Genomic DNA, 20,148 nt, shown 5'->3' on the forward strand with positions numbered 1-20,148 from the left:
CACAAGCCATTCCTCCCCGTTTGCTACAGCTGTCCTACATTGCGATCGCGGTGAATGATCCCCCGCCGATTGCATCGCACACCACTCTAATATCTGGGTCCGACAGCCCCAAGTGTCTTGTCCGTCACGAGACTTCAACAGTTCGGTGAGCGGAAGCCATGTGCGGCTGCAACCACCACCGTACCCTTTCGATCTTGCAACGCGCTGTCAGCCCTGGGCTCCCCGCGCGATCCGCCTGCTCCTGCGGCGGTGGTCCCGCATCGCCACCGCGCCGCCGACGATCGCGGCCACCAGCACTCCTCCGCCGACCATCACGTACGTCGCCAGGCGGGTCGAGCGCTGCTCCGGGGTCTCTCCCAGGTGGAGGGCGGCCGGAGTCGGGGCCTCGGCGTCGGTCATGCCCTCGTGGGCGACCGGCTTCTCGATGGGCTTGTCGTCCTCCGTGAGCGCCCGGACCGGGTCGACCACGCCCCAGCCCACCAGGCGGTCGTGACCGGCGATCGAGCGTTCGGCGGTCTGCTGGATCTGGGCGACGATCTGCTCCTGCGTCCACGCGCCGTGCTTGGCCTTGATCAGGGCGGCCAGGCCGGCGACGTACGGGGCGGAGAAGCTGGTGCCGTTGTCGGCGCAGTGTCCGCCGCCCGGCACGGTCGAGACCATGTCCACTCCGGGGGCCGCCACGCCCACGAAGTCGCCCGACTGGGAGAACTGCGCGCGTTCGTTGTTGCGGTCCGACGAGGCGACGGCGAGGACGCCGGGGTACGAGGCGGGGTACGTGGGCTTCACGTTGCCGCCCAGGCCGTCGTTGCCCGCCGAGGCGACTATCACGATCTCCTTGGCCAGCGCGTCGTCGACGGCCTGCTTGAGCAGGGGCGTCGGCTCAACGGCGTTGGCGGTGTCCTGCGAGATGTTGATCACGTCCGCCTTCTTGGCGATCGCGTGCCGGATCGCCGTGGCGAGCGTCGAGGCCGTGCCGTGGCCCTCGGCGTCGTTCTGCTGGATGGGGATGACCGTGGCGTCCGGCGCCAGTCCGACGAATCCGGTGCCCTTGGCGGGGCGGGCGGCGATGATGCCCGCGACCTTGCTGCCGTGGCCCACGGTGTCGGTGGTGCCGTTCTCCTTGCCGCGCTCGATCTTGTTCCCGTTGGCGTCCTTGATCCCCTTGGGGATCAGGTTCACCCCGCTCTTGGCGTCCACGGCCTTGGCCAGCTGCGGGTTGCGGACATCGACCCCCGTGTCGATGACGGCGACCCGGACGCCCTTGCCGGTGGACTGCGTCCACAGTTCGTCCAGCAGGACGCGCTGGAGCGACCAGGGCCTGCCCTCGTACATCTTCCCGGGGAAGGTGCACTGCGAGCCGTCGTCCGCCACCGCGGTGGACAGCGGCAGCCCGCCCATGGCCAGGACCGTGCCGGCCGCCACGGCCAGGAGGCGTCGGCCGTTCCTCGTCGTCGTCATCGCCGTCGTCATCGTCGTGCCGTCCTCACGAACCCTGCGGCTGGCGCGCCGCGCCGGTCGACAGACGCGGGCCCGTGGGCAGGAAGGTCGACCACTCGGCCGGGATCGGCAGCGGTTCGACGTTCTTGTACCCCAGCCGGTTCTGCGCCTGCTGCTGCTCCGCCAGGCGTTCCTGCTTCTCCTTCTCCGAGCCCGACGAGCCGATGCCGGCGTCGTCGGTCGCGCTGTCCCCGTTCGACTGCATCGCATAGCGCAGACCGGTGTCGGTGACGAGGAAGAGGAAGCCGTTGCCGGTCGTCGATCCCTTGAACTGCCGGAAGAGCTGGCCCGATCCGGGGGTGACGTACGCGCTGCTCGACCCGGTCGGCAGCGTCGCGGGGAAGTCGGTGCCCGCCCACGTGCTCAGTGTGGTCGCCCCGTTGTCGCCGTCCACTTCGCGCAGGACGTTGCACACGGTGTTCCGGCTGCCCTCGGTCGTGCTCGCCTCGTTGACGGGCACCGGGGCCGCCTGGGGCCACTTCTTGTCGTTGCCGAACGCCCGGCCCGGCTGGAACGCGCCACCGCTGACCGACGTCGCCTGGCCCGCCTGCCCGGTCGCCACGAGCTGCTTGCTGTTGAGCAGGAGCTTGGCCATGAAGTCCGAGACGGGAGCGACCGTGCCCTGGAGCACGACGTACATCTGCTTCCTGGTGCCGTCGGTCGCGGAGAGGACCATGCCGATCTTGTTGACCTCGGGGGCGAGGCCGTCCACGCCCGCCGGGTCTCCCGCACGGCCGGGGACGGTCGGGAAGGCGATGGGGTCGCCCTTGTGGAGGGTGCGCATCCAGGCGTCGGAGACCCGCTGGGCGGTACGGCCCTGGCCGACGAGCTGGCGCAGGAGCAGCTCGTCCTTCTCCACCTGGTACGCGGTGCCCTTGGCGTCGATCACGTACCGCGTGCCGTTGGGGCCTTCGACGTACAGCAGTTCGCCGCCGCTCAGCCGGTCGGCGCCGTCGGTCTTCTTCTCCTCGCGCTCGGCGAGGACGAACGCCGCCTTCTGGATCGCCCGGCCGCCTTCGCCCGGCCGCTCGCACACGGCCCAGCGCTTGGGCGCGCCCGCCTCCTTGTCGGTGGGCAGGCGGTCGGGGGCGTAGGGGATGCCGAGCGTGGCGCCGTGCGGGATCTTGCCGCTGTCGAGAACGGATTCGTCGACGTTGATGACCTTGCCCTTGTTGGGGTCGAGGAGCAGCTTGGCCGACGACATGTTCAGGACCGGGTGGAGCTGCGTCTTGTCGCCGGTCTTGAGGACGACGTAGCGCGTCGTCGACTTGCTGGCGATGATGACGTTCTCGCCCGGCTTGTCCCAGTCCTTGGGGGCGACGGGCTTGAACATGCCCCAGGCGCCGAAGACGGCGAGGATCACCACGCCGACGATGGCTCCCGGTGCCACCGCGCGCAGTGGGCGCGGTGCGCCTTCCTCCGAGCCTGTCGCGTTCGGCTGTACGAACTGCGCAATCAGCCTCCGCTTCGCGAAGGTGTAGGCGTTCAGTTCATCCCGTCGTGATGCCATCTGTTCGCTTGTCCCTCTCCCCGATGGGCGACCAGGGTCCCACACTCATCGGGCCGGTCAGCCGTCCCGCAGCCCCCTACTATGCCTGTCGGCGCTTGCGTCTCACTGCTCAGGTAGGGTGATCGCCCAGTCAACGCCCATGGGAATTCGGCTATTACGGACACGAGGGGGCAACGCGGCGATGGGTACGGCGACGCGTGCGCGGAACGGGCGGACTACCGGCCGGACGACCGGAACTTCCCGACGGCAACGCAGCAATGGCGGCGCCGAGACTCGAACAGCGCCTGCACCGGGCGGTGTCCCCGCGACCACGACGCTGCGCCCGCTGTCGCGCACCGGCCGGGTGGGGCCCTTCCAGCTGCGGCAGCTGGTCCTCGTCGAGTCGGCCCTGGCGCTCGTCGCGGTCGGGCTGGCGATGGGCGGCCTCTGGCTCGTTCCCACCTGTGTGGCGGCCGGCCTGCTGGTGGTGCTCGCGGCGATCCGCCGCCGCGGTCAGGCGATGCAGGACTGGCTGGGGACCGCGCTCGCTCTGCGCGCCCGCCGGAGCAACACCGCCCCGGCCGCACCCGAGTCGGACCCGGCGCTGGCTCCCGTGACCGAGAGCGTGCCGGGCTTCCGCGCCTCGCCGTACGTCGACCGCAACCACCGCACCATCGGCATGCTCGGCGACGGCACCTTCCTGACCGCCGTGCTGCGCGTCGAGGCGAGCGGCTCGGCGCTGCGTCCGGTCTTCGGAGCCCGGGCCTTTCCGCTCTCGCTCCTGGGCGGCGCCCTGGAGGTCGACGACATCGTGGTGGAGTCGGTGCAGCTGGTGCAGCAGGTACGCGCGGCTCCCGCGCCGCACCTCCCCCAGCAGTCCGTGGCCCGCCTCTCCTACGCCCCGCTGCAGGAACGGACCGGCGCCCCCGCGCTCCGGCTGACCTGGGTGGCCGTGAAGCTGGACCCCGAACTCTGCCGGGAGGCCGTGGAGGCCCGCGGCGGCGGAGTCGAGGGCGCTCAGCGCTGTCTGGTCCGGATCGCGGACCATCTGGCGAGCCGCATCACCGGTGCGGGCTTCCAGGCCTCCGTACTGGACCAGGAGGAGCTCAACTCCACCATGGCGACGGCGGCCTGCACGAGCCCGCGCGCCGCGGCCCGCGCCGGGCGTCCCGACGCGGCGCCCCAGCGGCGTACGGCCGAGACGTCCCGGGTGTGGCGCTGCGACGACCGCTGGCACACCACGTACGCGGTCGGCCGCTGGCCCGAACTCGGCCGGGGCGCGGCGCCGCTGCCCAGGCTGGTCTCGCTGCTGACCTCCGTACCGGCGTACGCCACGACGATCAGCCTCACCGTGCGGCGCGGAACGCGCCAGGGAGCCATGGACGTCGGTGGCCACGTGCGGGTCACCGGCGGCTCCGACAACGAACTGGTCCGGGTGCGGCGGACCTTGGAGGAGGCGGCGCGGACCGCCAAGGTCGGCCTGCTCCGGCTCGACCGCGAACAGCTGCCGGGTGTGCTGGCGACGATGCCTCTGGGAGGTGCCCGGTGAGGGGACGTGGCGGAACGTCGAAGGGGCTGCGCGGCCTGCTCGGCCCACGGCATGCGGGGCACACCATGCCCGCCGACCATCTCGGTGCCCTGTCGCTGCCCGTGGGCGACGACGGCGTGGTCATCGGCGAGGACGCCGAGGGACGCTCGCAGTTGGTGGGGTTCCACCGCTCGACGCCGTACGACGTCCTTCTCATCGGCGGTCTGTGGACGGCGCAGGTGCTGGCGCTCCGCGCGGCCGGCACGGGAGCCCGGGTGGTCGTGGAGACCGGACGGCCCCAGGAGTGGGTCGGGCTGGCGCAGGCGGCCGGAGCGGGCCTGGAGTGCATCACCCTCGCCGACGTGGGGCGGGTGCCTCCGCTGGGCGCGACCGTGGGCAGTCCCGTGGTCGTGGTGCGCGACTGCGGCATGCGGCCGCCGCGCGGGCGGGTCGTCTCGTCGCCGTGGCAGTCCGTACTGACTCTTCTGCCCTATCTCAGCCCGGTGGCGCCGCGGCTCATGCGCGCCGCGACGCTCGTCGGCGTCCAGCGGGTGTCGCCCCAGGAGGCGCAGCAGATCGGACGGATCCTGGGGCTGGCCCAGGGCGAGGTCGAGGCGCTGCCGACGCTGGCGGACGGCGTCACGCTCTGGTGCGCGGGCGGCGACCGGCAGTGGGTGATGACGAGCGCGACGGACGCGGAGTCCGGTCTGCTGGGCATGGCCCGCCGGATGGACTGAACCACCCCCGGGTGAGCGGGCGGCCGAACCGCCCCCACCAGGGCGGTGAGCTGCCTAGTATCCGTGGATGACGCCGAGCGGCGCCGAACGGATCGGCGCCACCTGACACTTGGGCCGTCCACGCGGCCGTGAGCGAGAGGAACCCCCATGGGGAGCGCGCAGGAAAAGGACGAGCTGTACGCCCTCGACATCTCCGACGTCGAATGGCAGGGCGCCCCGGGTACGAGCCCGGACGAGGAGCGGGTCGAGATCGCCCATTTGCCGGGCGGGGCGGTCGCCATGCGCTCCTCGCTGGATCCCGACACCGTGCTGCGCTACACCGAGGCCGAGTGGCGGGCGTTCGTGCTCGGTGCGCGGGACGGGGAGTTCGACCTCCGCTGAGGTGACGGCGGCGGGTGTGAGGACGGCCGCGCTACGAGACCGGATTGTTGGGCCGCACACGGCGGGTGAACCGACCGCACTCTGACTCGTACGCAGTTGTACTGTTTTGACCCACCCGATTCTTCACGCTCCGCCGCACCCGTGTCACCTGAGGGCAACGCGTGACGCAGGGGACGGCCGCCGGGAGCGGACGGGCCTGCCGGAGCGGTGATGCGGGCGATTAGGGTGGGTCAGGGCGCGGCAGAAGACCCTCGGGCTTGTTCGCCGTGTCCCAGGGGGAGAGCCGGGCCGATCGGAAGTGAACGGTGGCCCCCACCCACGACGGCACAAGGGTGCTCGACCACACCAGGAGGCACAGTGAACAGCGATCGGGACGACATCCACGGGGGCTGGAACCTTCCCGTCGACGAGTCCGACGCGGATCCCGCAGAGCTGACGGGTGAGTTCACCATCGACTACACGCCGCCCGCCTGGTACACGCAGAGCGCGTCCGGCGACTCCTCCGGCGGTTCCGCGGGGCAGCAGTCGCCGCCTCCGCCGTCGGGTGCACCGGTCGCCGTACCCGGCCTGCCCGCGGGGAGCGGCTTCCAGCCGAACGTTCCGCCGACGCCACCCGCCCCGCCCGCGGCGCCCGTTGCCGGGCCGGGCACCACACCGACCGCTCCCCCTGCCGTCGGCGCGCCGATGCCCGCCGAGGCGTCCTCGCAGCCGTTCGACAACGGGGATCTGGACAGTGGTGCGACGATGCGTTTCTCCCCCGCCGCCATGAAGCGTGAGATGGCGGAGATCGCGGAGCGCGCGGCGGCGCAGTCCGCCGCGGAGGGCCAGACCCCGTCGGGGTCCGCCGAGCCGGCCGTGAGCGGCGACGTGACGCCCGAGCCGGTGACGGCGGCGACCGCCGCCGAGCCGACCGACGAGGCCACCCCGGAGTCGCGGTCGCAGACGGCCACCACGTCGGACCCGTCCGACGACGCGCCCGCCGCCGACGTGTCCGACACACCGGGGCAGGCCGCCCCGGAGGACGACGGCGCACAGGCCTCGACGGACCAGGACGGCGAGGACGCGCCGGGCACCGGCACGGACTCCCCGGACGAGGCCGCCGACGGTGCGGCGCCCGGTGCGGAGCCGGCCCCGCACGCCGAGAGCGACGCGGCCGCCGACGGTCCCGCCCCGGAGGACGCCCCCACGCCCGCGCAGTACCCCTCCCAGCCCGAGCCCCAGGACGCTCCCCCGGCCACGCTGCCGCCGGCCGCCCTGCCGCCCGCGCTGCCTTCGCCCGCACCCCAGGACGGGGCCGGGCTGCCCCCGCTGCCGCCGTCGTTCCAGCCCGCCGCTCCCGGCGCGGCCCCGCAGTGGCCCGCCCCGGCCCCGACGGGCGACCAGTCGGCGCCGCCGGCAGCGCCGTTGCCCGCGGCCTCCTGGCCCGCCCCGGCGACTCCCGTACCGCCGCAGGGCGGCTACGGGTTCCCGCACCCGGGTCAGGCTCAGCCCACGCCCCAGGCGCCGGTCGCCCCCGCGCCGCAGGGCGGGTACGGCTTCCCGCACCCGGGTCAGGCTCAGCCGGAGGCGCCGGGCAACCCGGCGCCGCAGGGTGGTTACGGCTTCCCCCATCCCGGCCAGGCACAGCCGCACACGCCGCAGGGTGGTTACGGGTTCCCGCACCCCGGCCAGGCACAGCCTCAGCCCGGCCAGCCGCTGCCCGGTCAGGTCCCGCCCGGCCAGCCTCAGCCCGGCCAGCCTCAGCCCGGCCAGCCTCAGCCCCAGCCCGGACAGCCTCAGCAGGCCCCCGTGCCCCCGCAGGCTCAGGGCGGTTACGGCTTCCCCCAGCAGGGCGCTCCCGCGCCGCAGGGTGGGTACGGCTTCCCGCACCCTGGTCAGCCCCAGCCCGCACCGCAGGCCCCTCAGCCCCCCACGGCCGGGCAGGCGCATCCCGACGCGCAGGTGCCGCCGCAGGCGCCCGTCGATCCGCGGACCGGTGCCGCCTGGCCCACGCCCGTGACGCACGACCAGCGTGAGCGGTCCGTGCCGGGTGCTCCGCTCGGGTACACCGCGGCCGTCGAGCTCTCCTCCGACCGGCTGCTGCGCAACAACAAGCAGAAGGCCAAGTCCAGCCGGAACCCCGGCGCCTCCAACCGCTTCAAGATCGGCGGCAAGAAGGAGGAGGCCGAGCGTCAGCGCAAGCTGGAACTGATCCGTACGCCCGTCCTGTCCTGCTACCGGATCGCGGTCATCTCCCTCAAGGGCGGTGTCGGCAAGACCACGACCACCACCGCGCTCGGCGCGACGCTGGCCACCGAGCGGCAGGACAAGATCCTCGCCATCGACGCCAACCCCGACGCCGGCACGCTCGGCCGCCGGGTGCGGCGCGAGACCGGGGCCACCATCCGTGACCTCGTCCAGGCGATCCCGTACCTCAACTCGTACATGGACATCCGCCGCTTCACCTCGCAGGCGCCCTCCGGTCTGGAGATCATCGCCAACGACGTGGACCCGGCCGTCTCGACGACGTTCAACGACGAGGACTACCGGCGGGCGATCGACGTCCTGGGCAAGCAGTACCCGGTCATCCTCACCGACTCCGGTACGGGTCTGCTCTACAGCGCGATGCGCGGTGTGCTGGACCTCGCCGACCAGCTGATCATCATCTCCACCCCGTCCGTCGACGGCGCCTCCAGTGCGTCGACGACGCTCGACTGGCTCTCGGCGCACGGTTACGCGGAGCTGGTGCAGCGTTCGATCACGGTCATCTCCGGGGTCCGCGAGACCGGCAAGATGATCAAGGTCGACGACATCGTGCAGCACTTCCAGACCCGCTGCCGCGGGGTGATCGTGGTGCCGTTCGACGAGCACCTGTCGGCCGGCGCGGAGGTCGACCTCGACATGATGCGACCGAAGACACGCGAGGCGTACTTCAACCTGTCGGCGATGGTGGCCGAGGACTTCGTCCGGGCGCAGCAGGCGCAGGGGCTGTGGACCGGCGACGGCCAGGGCGGTCTGCCGCCGCACATGGCGCCGCCGATGCCGGGGCATCAGATGCCGGGTCAGCCCGTCCCCGGTCAGCCGATGCCGCACCAGCCCATGCCCGGTCAGCCGATGCCCGGTCAGCCAATGCCCGGTCAGGCCGCCTCCGGTCAGCCGTATCCGCCGCAGCCGGGACAGCCGTACGCGCCCCAGCCGTACCCGCAGGGCCAGCCGCAGCCGTACCCGCAGCAGCCCTACGCGCCGCAGCACGGTCAGCCGGGTCAGGCCGGCCAGCCGCCGGAGTACGGCCGACCGGGTCAATCCGGCGCGCCCGGTCAGCCCGGCGTGCCCCAGGGCTGGCAGCAGCCTCCGGCGCAGCAGCCCGCAGCCCCGCCGGCGCAAGCGGATCCGAACGCTCCCGTACCTCCCGCCGGGTGGCCCCAGCAGCCCCCGCAGGCGCCCCCGCAGGCACCGCCAGCCCCTCAGCAGTAAGGCGTCACAGGAGTAGACCAATGAGGCCCCGCACCGGCTCCCCGGTGCGGGGCCTCCTCGCATTCCCGCAGCCCACAAGGGGTTTGAGTCATCGTTGACGACGCTTGTCCACCGCTGATAAACCTTCGCTTCACCAGTTGGCGCCCAAGATCCACGACGCGAGGTACGTCCTATGGTCATGGTCACGAAGGTCCCGCCCCGCCCCGCCGCCTCCCGAAGACTCCCCCGGCTGCTCCTCGCCGCAGGCGTCACCGCCTCCGCCCTCATGGCCGTCCCCCAGGTCACCGCCCAGGCGGCACAGGCCGCCGACGGCGACGCGAAGAGCGGGGGCACCACCCTCACCGTCGCCGTCTCGCAGAGCGTCGACTCCCTGAGCCCCTTCCTCGCCCAGAAGCTCGTCTCGACCAGCATCCACCGTCTGGCCTACGAGTACCTGACGAACTACGACGCGAAGGACGCCAGGGTGATCCCCGGTCTGGCGACCGAGTGGAAGTCCTCGCCGGACAAGCTGACGTGGACGTACACGATCCGCGAGGACTCGAAGTGGTCCGACGGGCAGCAGGCCACCGCCGAGGACGCCGCCTGGACCTTCACCAAGATGCTGACGGACCCGAACGCCGCCACCGCGAACGGCAGCTTCACGTCCAACTTCAAGAAGGTCACCGCGCCCGACCCGCGGACGCTCGTCATCGAGCTGAAGAAGCCGCAGGCCACGATGACGGCGCTGGACGTGCCGATCGTGCCCAAACACGTCTGGGAGAAGGTCGGCGACTTCTCGAAGTTCAACAACGACCAGCAGTTCCCGATCGTCGGCAACGGCCCGTTCGTCATCACGGACTTCAAGGTCGACCAGTACATCAAGATGAAGCCGAACAAGGGCTTCTGGCGTGGCGCACCCAAGTTCGACGAGCTGGTGTTCAAGTACTACAAGGACGGTGACGCCGCCGTCGCCGCGCTGCAGAAGGGCGAGGTGTCCTTCGTACCGAACCTGACGCCGGCGCAGGCCGACGCCCTGAAGTCCGCCGAGAACATCGAGGTCAACGACGCTCCCGGCCGGCGCTTCTTCGCCCTGGCCACCAACCCGGGCGCCCGCTCCAAGGACGGCAGGACCTTCGGCAACGGCCACCCGGCCCTGCTCGACCCGGCCGTCCGCAAGGCGCTCTTCCTCGCCGTCGACCGGACCACGATCGTCGACAAGGTCTTCCAGGGCCACGCCGTCGAGGGCGAGGGGTACATCCCGCCGCGCTTCGGCACGTACTTCTGGAAGCCGGGCGCGGAGCAGAGACTGGGCTACGACCCGGCCAAGGCCGCCCAGCTCCTCGACCGGGCGGGGTACAAGAAGAACGGCGAGGGCAAGCGGGTCGGCAAGGACGGCAGGGCGCTGGACTTCCGGATCCTCTGCCACGCCACCGACCCGAACGACAAGGCGGTCGGCAAGTACCTCCAGGAGTGGTGGGGCGAGCTCGGCATCGGCCTCAAGGTCGAGTGCCTCGACAACGTCGGCGACCCGTGGACCAAGGGCGACTACGACCTGGCCTTCGACGGCTGGTCGGTCAACCCCGACCCCGACTACGTCCTGTCGATCCACACCTGCGGCACACTGCCCGCGACCCCGAAGGACACCGGCGCCACCGACAACTTCATCTGCGACAAGCAGTTCGACGCGCTCTACGCGCAGCAGTCGGTGGAGTACGACGCCGCCAAGCGGGCGGATCTGGTCAAGCAGATGCAGTCGAGACTGTACGACACCGGGTACATGAACATCATGGCCTACCCGAACGCCCTCGAGGCGTACCGCACGGACCAGATCAAGTCCATCACGACCATGCCCGCGGCCGCTGGCAACCTCTGGGGCCAGGACGGCTACTGGAGCTGGTGGTCGGCCGTGCCGACGCCCGCGGCCGCCGCCTCCGGATCCGACGCCGGTTCCTCCGACGGTGTCGTCGTCGGCATCGGGGCGGCCGTGGTGGTCGTGGTCGGCCTCGGCGTCTTCCTCGGCATGCGGCGCCGCTCGACCGCCGACGACCGCGAGTAGACGAGCAGCGACGTGACGACAGCAAGCACCCCGGCCGACGTGGTGCGGACCGAGAAGGTCCGCACCACGGACGGCGCCTCCCGCTCCGGGACGACCCTCCAGTACCTCCGCTACGTGGCCGGGAAGCTGGGCGGCGCCGCCGTCTCGCTCTTCGCCGTGCTGGTCACGAGCTTCTTCCTCTTCCGGATCATCCCCGGTGACCCGGTCAAGGCGATGACGCACGGGGTGCCGACCTCGGCCGAGCAGCTGGCGACCCTGCGCCGGCAGTTCGGGCTCGACCTGCCGATGTGGCAGCAGTTCACCGACTACTGCGCCAAGGCGCTGAGCGGCGATCTCGGCATCTCGTACCAGTTCCACGCCCCGGTCGGGGATCTCATCGCGACGAAGCTGCCGGCGACGCTGCTGCTGACCGGTGTCGCCGTGGTGATCTACTCGGCGCTCGGCCTCTGGCTCGGCACCCGCTCCGCCTGGCGCCACGGCGGCCTCGGCGACCGGGTGAACACGGGCGTCGCGCTGACCCTGTGGTCCGTGCCCTCGTTCTGGCTCGGGCTGCTCCTGATCATCGTCTTCTCGGTCGGCATCGGACCGGTCCCCGGGCTCTTCCCGACCGGCGGCATGGAGTCGGGCACGGGCGAGACCGGCTTCGCGTACATCCTCGACGTCGCCCACCACATGGTCCTGCCGGTCGTCACCCTGGTGGCGGTCGGCTACGCGCAGACCCTGCTCGTGATGCGCTCCTCGCTGCTCGACGAGATGGGCAGCGACTATCTGACGACGGCGCGGGCGAAGGGGCTGCGCGACGACGTCGTACGGCGCAGGCACGCGGTGCCGAACGCGCTGCTTCCGACGGTGACCATGGTCTTCATCAACCTCGGTCATGTGGCGGCCGGTTCGATCCTGGTGGAGACGGTGTTCTCCTGGCCGGGGCTCGGCGGGCTGTTCTACCAGGCGCTCAGCGTGCCCGATCTCCCGCTGGTCCAGGGGCTGTTCGTGGTCTTCGCCGGCGCGATGATCGTGATGAACCTGATCGCCGACCTGCTCTATCCGCTGCTCGATCCCCGGGTGGGCCGATGACCTCCTCGTCACTCTCGTCTCTCGCATGGGAACGCCGGCGCGGTACGGTGTCCCGCTTCTGGAGGCAGTACCGGACCCACCGCGCCGGACTCTACGGCCTGGCCGGACTCGCCCTGATCGCCCTGCTCGCGCTCACCGCCCCGCTGACCGTCGGCGCGGACGTGCAGTCGGTGACGAACGCCCCGGGTACGGCTCTGGAACCGCCGAGCGCCGCGTTCCCCCTCGGGACCGACCAGTTCGGGCGTTCGCTGCTCGGCCTGCTGATCTGGGGCGCGCGGATCTCGCTGCTCGTCGGGCTGCTCGCGGCGGTGCTCTCGGTCGCCATCGGCACCCTCGTCGGGATCATCGCGGGGCACTACGGCGGCTGGTTCTCGACGGTCGTCATGCGGATCACCGACTGGTTCCTCGTGATGCCGACCCTCGTCCTCGCGATCGTGCTGGCGACGGTCATGTCCCGCTCGATGTGGACGGTGATCCTCGCGATCGGCGTCACCACCTGGCCGACCACGGCCCGGCTGGTGCGGGCCCAGACGATCGCGGTGGAGTCCCGCCCGTACATCGAACGGGCCACGGCGCTGGGCGGCGGTCACGGGCACATCATGAGCCGGCACGTGCTGCCCAACGTGATGCCGCTGGTCCTCGCCCAGACCACGCTCGGCATCTCGACCGCGATCCTGACGGAGGCGACGCTGGCCTTCCTCGGCCTCGGCGATCCGACGGTGGTCTCCTGGGGCGGCATGCTCCAGGACGCCCGGGAGGCGGGCGCCGTGTCGTCGGGCCACTGGTGGTACCTGGCTCCGCCCGGGATCGCGATCGCGCTGGTCGCGCTGGCCTTCACGCTGTGCGGGCGGGCGGTCGAGTCCGTACTGAACCCGAAGCTGGGGGTGGGGCGATGAGCCTGCTCGACGTACGGAATCTGAGCGTCACGTACGGGTCGGGGGCGTCGGCCGTTCCCGCCGTGCGGGGCGTCGACCTCACCCTGGCCACCGGACAGAAGCTCGGGATCGCGGGCGAGTCCGGCTGCGGGAAGTCGACGATGGCGCTGGCGCTGCTGCGTCTGCTGCCCCCGTCGGCGCGGCTGACGGGGCAGATCCTGCTGGACGGCGAGGACGTCCTCGCCATGAAGTGGGGGCGGCTGCGGGCCGTGCGCTGGGCGGGGGCGTCGATCGTCTTCCAGGGCGCGATGCACTCGCTGAACGCGGTGCAGCGGATCGGCGACCAGATCGCGGAGCCGCTGCTCGTGCACGGGCACCCGACCCCGGCTCAGGCGCGCAAGCGGGTCGGGGATCTCCTGGAGCACGTCGGTCTGCCGGCGGCGCGGGCGGCGGCGTACCCGCACGAGCTGTCCGGCGGTCAGCGGCAGCGGGTGATGATCGCGATGGCGCTCGCCTGCGATCCGCGGCTGATCGTGGCGGACGAGCCGACGACGGCGCTCGACGTGATGATCCAGGCGCAGATCCTGCGGCTGATCGAGCGTCTGGTGGCCGACGACGGCATCAGTCTGCTGATGATCAGCCACGATCTGGCGGTCCTCGCCGACACCTGCGACCGGCTCGCGGTGATGTACGCGGGGCGGATGGTGGAGGAGGGCCCCGCGCGGGCGGTGTACGACGCGGCGGAGCACCCGTACGGGCGCGCCCTGTCGTCGGCCTTCCCGCGGATCGGCGACCCGGCGTCGCGGTTGGCACCGCGTGGCCTTCCGGGTGATCCGCCGGACCCCGCCGATCTGCCGGGCGGGTGCGCGTTCCATCCGCGCTGTCCGGCGGCGGTGGAGGTCTGCGGGGCGCAGGACCAGGAGTTGCGGGAGGCGGGCGCCGGGCGCCGGGCGGCCTGCGTACACGTAGGGAGTGGCTCATGAACCCGCTGACACCGGGCGGCTCGCCGTCGGGCGCGGGCGCGGGGACGACGGGGACGGGCGGCGGCAGCGGTTCGGGCACGCCGGAGTCCGGGGCGGCCACGGCCGTCGCGACGGAACCCAGGGCCACCGGGCCCCTGCTGTCGGCGAGGGGGCTGCGGGTCGCCTTCCCCGGCCGGCGGGGTGCTCCCGCGGCGCGGGCCGTGGACGGGGTGAACCTGGAGATCGGCGCCGGGGAGATCGTGGCGCTGGTCGGGGAGTCGGGGTGCGGCAAGACCACGCTGGCCCGGTCGCTGCTCGGCCTTGTGCCGCCCACGTCCGGCTCCGTCGCCTTCGCCGGTGCACCGCTCTCGTACACCTCCCGCGCCCTCAAGGCGTACCGCAGACGTGCCCAGCTGGTCCTCCAGGACCCCAGCGGCTCGCTCAACCCCCGGCACACGGTGTACGACGCGGTGGCCGAGGGACTGCGGATCCACGGGTACGACGGGGACGAGCGGGCGGCCGTCGGGGAGGCCCTGTCACGGGCCGGCCTGCGGCCGCCGGAGCGATTCTTCCTGCGCTACCCGCACGAGCTCTCCGGCGGTCAGCGCCAGCGCGTCGTCATCGCGGGCGCCCTCGTCCTCCAGCCCGAGCTGATCGTCGCGGACGAGCCGGTGGCCTCGCTGGACGCGTCGGTACGGGGCGAGATCCTGGCGCTCCTGCTGCGGCTCCGCGACGAACTGGGGCTCTCGGCGCTGGTCGTGACGCACGACCTGGGTCTCGCGTGGAACATCGCCGACCGGGTGGCGGTGATGTACCTGGGGCGGATCGTGGAGACCGGCACCGTGGAGTCGGTACTGACCGCCCCTCAGCACCCCTACACCCGGGCGCTGTTGTCCGTGCTGCCGGAGTCCGAGGGTACGCCGGTGGTGCTGACCGGCGAGCCGCCGGACCCCGCCCGGATCCCGTCCGGGTGCCGCTTCCACGCCCGCTGCCAGGTCCTCGCCTCCGGCGAGGCCGCGGCCGTCGCGGACCGCTGCCGGGGCGAGGACCTGCCGGTGCTCGGCGGCGGCGGGACGCGGGACGTGGCATGTCACTGGGTGACCGACGGCGCGACAGCGCTCTGATCCGTCGCCGGGGGCGCGCCGGCGTCTGATCCCTCGCCCGCGGCGCCCCTCGTCACCCGGTGGCGAGGGGCGTCAGCTCCGGTTGTCGTAGGCCGCGGTGAGTTCGCGGCACTGCTTCACGTCCCCGGCCATCGCTTCGAGCAGATCGTCCAGGGTGTCGAACTTGAGCATCCCGCGGACGTATGCGAGGAAGTCGACGGCCACGTGCAGGCCGTAGAGGTCGAGGCCCACGCGGTCGATGGCGTACGCCTCCACCGTCCGCTCCGTGCCGTCGAACTGGGGGTTCGTACCGACCGAGATCGCGGCCGGCATGCGCTCCCCGGCAGCGGTCAGCCAGCCGGCGTACACGCCGTCGGCCGGGATCGCGGTGTGCGGCAGGGTCTCCACGTTGGCCGTGGGGAAACCGAGCTCACGGCCGCGCTGGGCGCCGCGGACGACGATGCCCTCGACGCGGTGGGGACGTCCGAGGATCTCGGCGGCGCCCTCCACGTCGCCCTCGGCGACCAGCCGGCGGGTGAGCGTGGAGGAGAACGGATCCCCGCCGCCCGCCGTGCCGCTCACGAAGAGGTCGATGACCTCGACCTCGTAGTCGTACGTGGCGCCGAGCTCCGCCAGGTAGGCGACGTTGCCCGCGGCACGGTGGCCGAAGCGGAAGTTCGGGCCCTCGATGACGGCCTTCGCGTGCAACTTGTCGACCAGGACCTTCACGATGAAGTCCGCCGGGGACAGCTGCGAGAAGTCGGCCGTGAAGGGCAGGACGAGGACCGCGTCCACGCCCAGCTCCGCCATCAGCTCGGCGCGGCGGGGGTGCGGGGCGAGCAGCGGGGGGTGGCTGCCGGGCCGCACGACCTCGGAGGGGTGCGGCTCGAAGGTGACGACGACCGAGGGGACGCCCAGCTCGCGGGCGCGCTCCACCGCCCGCCCGATGATCAGCTGGTGCCCGCGGTGCACCCCGTCGTAGGAGCCGATGGTGACGACGCTGCGCCCCCAGTCCTGGGGGATGTCCTCCAAGCCACGCCAGCGCTGCACTGTGACCGCTCCTCGTCCGCCTGTTCGCCGATTACGCCGGTCTAAGACTGCCATGCCCACGGCCGTCTCCTCGCATCGGCATGGACCTGTCGATCCCCTGGACCGTGCGGCGGGTGCCGGGACCGGCCACCACCGCCCAGTCGTCGGGGGCGTCGGCGAGCCAGCCGGCCAGCTGGGCGGCGAACGCGGGCACTTCGCGGGCGAGCCCCACGAGCCGTCGGTCGCAGCAGGTCGCGCCCTCGGGCGTACGGACGAGGAGGAGCCCGGCGCGGAGCACGAGGTCGCGGGTACGGACCTCGGGCCGCCGCTCACAGCCGAGGGCCGCGGCCCGCAGCAGGGCGTCGAGCACGGCGAGGTCCCGTGCCGCGTACCGCTCGTGGTCGAGGAGTACGTCGAGGAGTTCGGTGCGCAGGAGGCGGGAGGCTCCGGTGCCGGGCGCGGCGAGCACGGCGGCGAGCGCGCTGCGGACCTGGACGGGCCTGCCCCGGATCATGGCGTTGACCAGGGGGAAGAGGACGGCCCTGGCGGCGGGGCCGTCTTCGAGCCGGCGGTCGACGAAGGCGGCGGCGTGGCCGGCGCCTTCGGGGTGGCGGTCGACGTACTCGCGGACGAGCGCGGCGGCGCGGCGGGCCAGGGCGGGGGTGGAGACCTCGGCGAGCGCCCGCAGTGTCTCTCCGGCGGCCTCTCCCGGCCCGTGCAGACGGTCCTGGAGGGCGGCGAGGACGGGCTCGGGGTGGGTGGCGAGCGCGGTGGCGAGGGCGCTCGCGGGGACGCGGGGGTGGGTCAGGGCGCGGGGCAGGTGCCGGGAGCGGGTGTGCGGGTCGCGGACGAGGAGGCCGAGGGCGGGGCCGTGCAGGGCGGCGTCGCCGGGGCGGGCGAGCAGGGCGAGGGCGGCGTAGCGGAGGAGTTCGCGGTCGGGGCCGGTCGTGGCGTGGGGGGCGACCAGGCCGCCGTACGTGGCGGCGGCGGCGCGCCGCGCGGGCCGGCCGTCGTCGTGGGCCCAGCGGTCGACGGCCCGGCAGACGGCGGACGGCTCGTCCTCGGTGAGCGCGGCCAGCAGCCCCTCGGCGAGCGGGTGGGCGGTGGCGACGAGCGCCTCGCACAGGTCGTCGACGGCCAGGTGCCGATGGGTGTGCAGCAGGGCCTGAGCGGCGGTGCCGACGGTGGCGTACGGGGCGGCGGCGAGGGCGCGCCCGTCGCCGAACCACCGACAGAGCAGCGGCTGTACGCCCCGGGGCTCGGCGACGAGCCGTTCGGCGACGACGTCGAGGAACCGGGGCGTCGTGGTGGACCCGGCCGGCGGATCGGCCGGAACGAGCCGCCGCAGCAGATCGATCCGCTCGTCGTCCCCGATCCGCAACGCCTCCCAGAAGGCCGGCCCGAAAGCCGGGGCCGCCGGTCCGTTGGCCGGTCCGCCGGCAGGAGCGAAGGCCGGTCCGAAGGCATGGGCGGCCTGGGCGGGGACGGCGGGCGCGGGGCCGGCCGGCTCCGGGACGGCCGGCTCCGGGACGGCCGGCTCCGGGACGGCCGGCTCCGGGACGGCCGGGGAAGCGCCGGGGGTTCGCTGGGCGGGTACGGCGGTCCCGGGCGGGGCAGCGGCGGGCGTCGGCGGCGGGCCGCCGGGGAACGGGACGGGGGCCGTCGGAGGTGGCGAAGGCGTGGGGCGGGCGCCCAGGTGGTCGGCCAGGTGGCGGAGGACGGGGACGTAGGGCCTGGGGTCCGGGAGGCGCAGCAGGGTCTGGGCGAGGAGCCGGGAGGCCCACCAGGCGGCATCGGTGGTCGCCAGGCCTTCGGCGCGCAGCCGGTCCAGGGCCTCGGCCAGTCCGGTCAGGCGGAGCCCGAGCGCGTCGGAGCCGTGCTCGCGGTCCATCAGGAGCAGGGCCTGGACGACCGGGCCGATCCGGTGACGCGGCACGGGGAGCGGGTGCGCCGCGGCGGCCGTGTGCGGGGCGCCCGGGCGGGCGGGGAGGCGGCCCTGGGCGGCCGCCTCGTCCCGGTGGTGGACCAGCGCGGACAGGGCCCCGTCCACGTCCAGGTGGGCGCCCTGGATCCAGTCGGCGAGCTCCTCGTGGCCGAAGCGGTACCCGGCGCCGGCCGGGACGACGAGCCCCTCGGTCAGGACGGCGGAGGCCCAGCCCGTCCGCCACGGGAAGATCTCCTCGAAGGAGCCCCGGTCCAGCTCTCCGTGCCCCGGACCGAGGCATCGGCGGGCGGCCTCGTGGACCTGGCCCGCGACGCGCGCGGCGAGCCTGCGGACGGCGGCGCCGCCCGGCACGGGCCGGGTCCCGGCGGCGATCCGTACGGCGACCCGCAGACACATCAGGTCCAGGTGCGCCCCGAAGACCTCGTCCCGCCCGGGCTTCCCCGGCGCGCCGCCGGGCATGGCCTCCCTCACCTCGGCGAGCAGCCGCAGCACGAGCGGGTGCCGGGCGTCCTCGGAGGCGAGAGCGGCGTCGTCGAGTCCGTACCGCCCACGGGCGACCCGCGCCTCCTCGTCGGTGAGGTCGCCGAGCCACACGGCACCGGGCACCCCTCCGGCCCACCGCCCGCCGCCGTCCCGGTGGAGGGACCCGGGGGTGTAGTGCCGGTGGGCATGTTCCCAGTGCTCCGGACGGCAGCCGAGCATCAGCCGGGCGCCGTGGGCGCGGAGCCAGGTCTCCGTGCCCGTCGTCCAGGCGGGGAGGCGGTGGGCGAGGGCCGGCGGCATCTCCTCCGGGCCGTCGAGGACGATCAGCAGGGGGCGGCCCGCGGCGCGGGCGAGCGCCGCGGCCCGCTCGGGGGTGGCGGTCGTGGTGTCGCCGCGGGCGCCCGAGGCGGTGACGACGCGGCCGGCCTGGCGCAGGACGCGGCCCACGGCCTCGGCGACCGAGGCGTCGTCCGCGCGCAGGTCCGCACCGCGCAGCCACACCGTGGGGGCGGGCTCGGCCCCCGTGGCCCGCTCGGCGCGGTGTGCGGCGAGCGCGGTGGTGCGGCCGCTGCCGGGCACGCCGACGAGGGCGAGGACCAGCGCGTCCGAGGCGGCGAAGGACGTGAACTCCCGGGCGCAGCAGGCCCGTTCGATGGGCGCGGGCCAGGTCCCGGCCGTACCGGTCGCTCCGGTGGAGGTGGCGGTGAGTTCCAGGACGGCCGCCAGGTTCAGCTCGCGCCCGTAGCAGGGCGCGGTCGTCGCGTTGCGTGTCAGAAGCTCGGCCAGGGGGCCCACGGGCGGGAGCGGCAGGGCGTATCCGGCGGCCCGGTGGTCGCCGTGCAGCGCGGTGGCGAGGACGGCGAGAACGGCCCCGGTCTCCGGGTCCACGACGGGTCCGCCCGTCGCCTGCCCGCCCAGCCGCAGGGCCTCGGTGCCCTCGGTGCCGATGGCGAGCTCCCAGGCGTGGCCGGGGACCCGCCGGTGGCGCCCGCCGGCGTACGAGACGGTCGCCGCGCCCAGGACCCGTGCCTCGCGCCAGCCGTGCGCCGCGATCCGTACGTACGTCCCGGGCTCGATCTCGGTCCGGGCCGACACCGGCAGGGGCCGGACGTCGAGCCCCTCGCTCCGTACGAGCGCGAGCCCCGTCTCGGGCAGCGCGACGACGGCGTCGGCCTCGGCGACACAGCCGCGGTCGCCGGGGGCGTGCAGGGCGATCCGTACGAGTCCGTCGACCGCCTCGTGACTGGTGACGACCGTTCCCCGGTCGTCGGCCACGAAGCCCGTTCCACGCGGCCGGCCCGCCGGATCGCAGATCCGTACCAGCGTGCCGAGGTCCCCGCGTCCCATAGTGACGACGGTAGGTCGGCGGTGATCACGCCGAGAACCACAACGGCCGAACGCGCCCCCCAGCGCTCCCCCGTTTCACTCCGAGCGCCCGCCCGAAGGGGTGAATACGCGGAGCGAAGTGGATAGATACTCGCCCGGGGGGATCTGGGGGATCACCCGGGGGGATCGTGGAGCGGGCACGCGCGTGCCCGCTCCACGACGAATCGCCCC

Annotated in this window: 13 protein-coding genes; 9 read left to right on the plus strand and 4 right to left on the minus strand. The window is 73.4% G+C overall.

Annotated elements, in window-relative coordinates:
• Positions 1 to 207 precede the first annotated feature (207 nt).
• Both mycP and eccB read right to left on the minus strand, forming a co-directional pair.
• A complete protein-coding gene (gene mycP / locus M5362_RS13095) occupies positions 208 to 1,470 on the minus strand; it encodes a type VII secretion-associated serine protease mycosin (protein WP_374214457.1) in 1,263 nt (420 codons plus the stop codon).
• 13 nt (positions 1,471 to 1,483) lie between these two features.
• On the minus strand, positions 1,484 to 3,007 hold the full coding sequence (eccB, locus tag M5362_RS13100; RefSeq protein ID WP_260227670.1) for a type VII secretion protein EccB: 1,524 nt from the start codon (positions 3,005 to 3,007) through the stop codon (positions 1,484 to 1,486).
• 181 nt (positions 3,008 to 3,188) lie between these two features.
• Between eccB and eccE the strand changes: the two genes are divergently transcribed.
• The 9 genes from eccE (at position 3,189) to M5362_RS13145 (ending at position 15,155) form a co-directional block, all read left to right on the plus strand.
• Positions 3,189 to 4,535: a type VII secretion protein EccE gene (eccE, locus tag M5362_RS13105; protein ID WP_260227671.1), complete on the plus strand. Its 1,347-nt coding sequence runs from the start codon at positions 3,189 to 3,191 to the stop codon at positions 4,533 to 4,535.
• A 65-nt stretch (positions 4,536 to 4,600) separates the two neighbouring features.
• A complete protein-coding gene (locus M5362_RS13110) occupies positions 4,601 to 5,251 on the plus strand; it encodes a hypothetical protein (protein ID WP_260227672.1) in 651 nt (216 codons plus the stop codon).
• A gap of 147 nt (positions 5,252 to 5,398) precedes the next feature.
• Complete coding sequence (locus M5362_RS13115; protein ID WP_260227673.1) at positions 5,399 to 5,632, plus strand: DUF397 domain-containing protein; 234 nt, start codon at positions 5,399 to 5,401, stop codon at positions 5,630 to 5,632.
• A 357-nt stretch (positions 5,633 to 5,989) separates the two neighbouring features.
• Positions 5,990 to 9,085: an SCO5717 family growth-regulating ATPase gene (locus M5362_RS13120; RefSeq protein ID WP_260227674.1), complete on the plus strand. Its 3,096-nt coding sequence runs from the start codon at positions 5,990 to 5,992 to the stop codon at positions 9,083 to 9,085.
• Between the two features lie 178 nt (positions 9,086 to 9,263).
• The gene (locus M5362_RS13125; protein WP_260227675.1) at positions 9,264 to 11,120 is read left to right on the plus strand and encodes an ABC transporter substrate-binding protein; all 1,857 of its coding nucleotides are present in this window, start codon (positions 9,264 to 9,266) and stop codon (positions 11,118 to 11,120) included.
• A 12-nt stretch (positions 11,121 to 11,132) separates the two neighbouring features.
• A complete protein-coding gene (locus M5362_RS13130) occupies positions 11,133 to 12,194 on the plus strand; it encodes an ABC transporter permease (protein ID WP_374214458.1) in 1,062 nt (353 codons plus the stop codon).
• Complete coding sequence (locus tag M5362_RS13135; RefSeq protein WP_260227676.1) at positions 12,191 to 13,090, plus strand: ABC transporter permease; 900 nt, start codon at positions 12,191 to 12,193, stop codon at positions 13,088 to 13,090. The genes M5362_RS13130 and M5362_RS13135 overlap by 4 nt, the downstream gene beginning before the upstream one ends.
• Entirely contained in the window at positions 13,087 to 14,052 is a 966-nt protein-coding gene (locus M5362_RS13140; RefSeq protein WP_260227677.1) for an ABC transporter ATP-binding protein, read from the plus strand. Before M5362_RS13135 ends, M5362_RS13140 begins: the two co-directional genes overlap by 4 nt.
• Positions 14,049 to 15,155 (plus strand): ABC transporter ATP-binding protein, encoded by a 1,107-nt coding sequence (locus M5362_RS13145; RefSeq protein ID WP_374214459.1) that lies wholly within the window; start codon positions 14,049 to 14,051, stop codon positions 15,153 to 15,155. Before M5362_RS13140 ends, M5362_RS13145 begins: the two co-directional genes overlap by 4 nt.
• A 72-nt stretch (positions 15,156 to 15,227) precedes the next feature.
• Here M5362_RS13145 and M5362_RS13150 read toward each other — a convergent pair whose 3' ends face one another.
• Both M5362_RS13150 and M5362_RS13155 read right to left on the minus strand, forming a co-directional pair.
• Positions 15,228 to 16,184 (minus strand): bifunctional riboflavin kinase/FAD synthetase, encoded by a 957-nt coding sequence (locus M5362_RS13150; RefSeq protein ID WP_260227678.1) that lies wholly within the window; start codon positions 16,182 to 16,184, stop codon positions 15,228 to 15,230.
• Positions 16,185 to 16,215: 31 nt separating this feature from the next.
• Positions 16,216 to 19,938, minus strand: coding sequence for a serine protease (locus tag M5362_RS13155; protein ID WP_260227679.1), 3,723 nt, complete (start codon positions 19,936 to 19,938; stop codon positions 16,216 to 16,218).
• Positions 19,939 to 20,148: the final 210 nt, after the last annotated feature.

The organism is Streptomyces sp. Je 1-79 (assembly GCF_025195125.1).
Classification (GTDB): Bacteria; Actinomycetota; Actinomycetes; order Streptomycetales; family Streptomycetaceae; genus Streptomyces.

Coding starts and splice junctions, on each gene's coding strand:
- M5362_RS13145 (WP_374214459.1), top strand. CDS start 14,049: ATGAACCCGCTGACACCGGGCGGCTCGCCGTCGGGCGCGGGCGCGGGG.
- M5362_RS13125 (WP_260227675.1), top strand. CDS start 9,264: ATGGTCACGAAGGTCCCGCCCCGCCCCGCCGCCTCCCGAAGACTCCCC.
- M5362_RS13110 (WP_260227672.1), top strand. CDS start 4,601: ATGCCCGCCGACCATCTCGGTGCCCTGTCGCTGCCCGTGGGCGACGAC.
- M5362_RS13155 (WP_260227679.1), bottom strand. CDS start 19,938: ATGGGACGCGGGGACCTCGGCACGCTGGTACGGATCTGCGATCCGGCG.
- M5362_RS13140 (WP_260227677.1), top strand. CDS start 13,087: ATGAGCCTGCTCGACGTACGGAATCTGAGCGTCACGTACGGGTCGGGG.
- eccB (WP_260227670.1), bottom strand. CDS start 3,007: ATGGCATCACGACGGGATGAACTGAACGCCTACACCTTCGCGAAGCGG.
- M5362_RS13135 (WP_260227676.1), top strand. CDS start 12,191: ATGACCTCCTCGTCACTCTCGTCTCTCGCATGGGAACGCCGGCGCGGT.
- eccE (WP_260227671.1), top strand. CDS start 3,189: ATGGGTACGGCGACGCGTGCGCGGAACGGGCGGACTACCGGCCGGACG.
- mycP (WP_374214457.1), bottom strand. CDS start 1,470: ATGACGACGGCGATGACGACGACGAGGAACGGCCGACGCCTCCTGGCC.
- M5362_RS13115 (WP_260227673.1), top strand. CDS start 5,399: ATGGGGAGCGCGCAGGAAAAGGACGAGCTGTACGCCCTCGACATCTCC.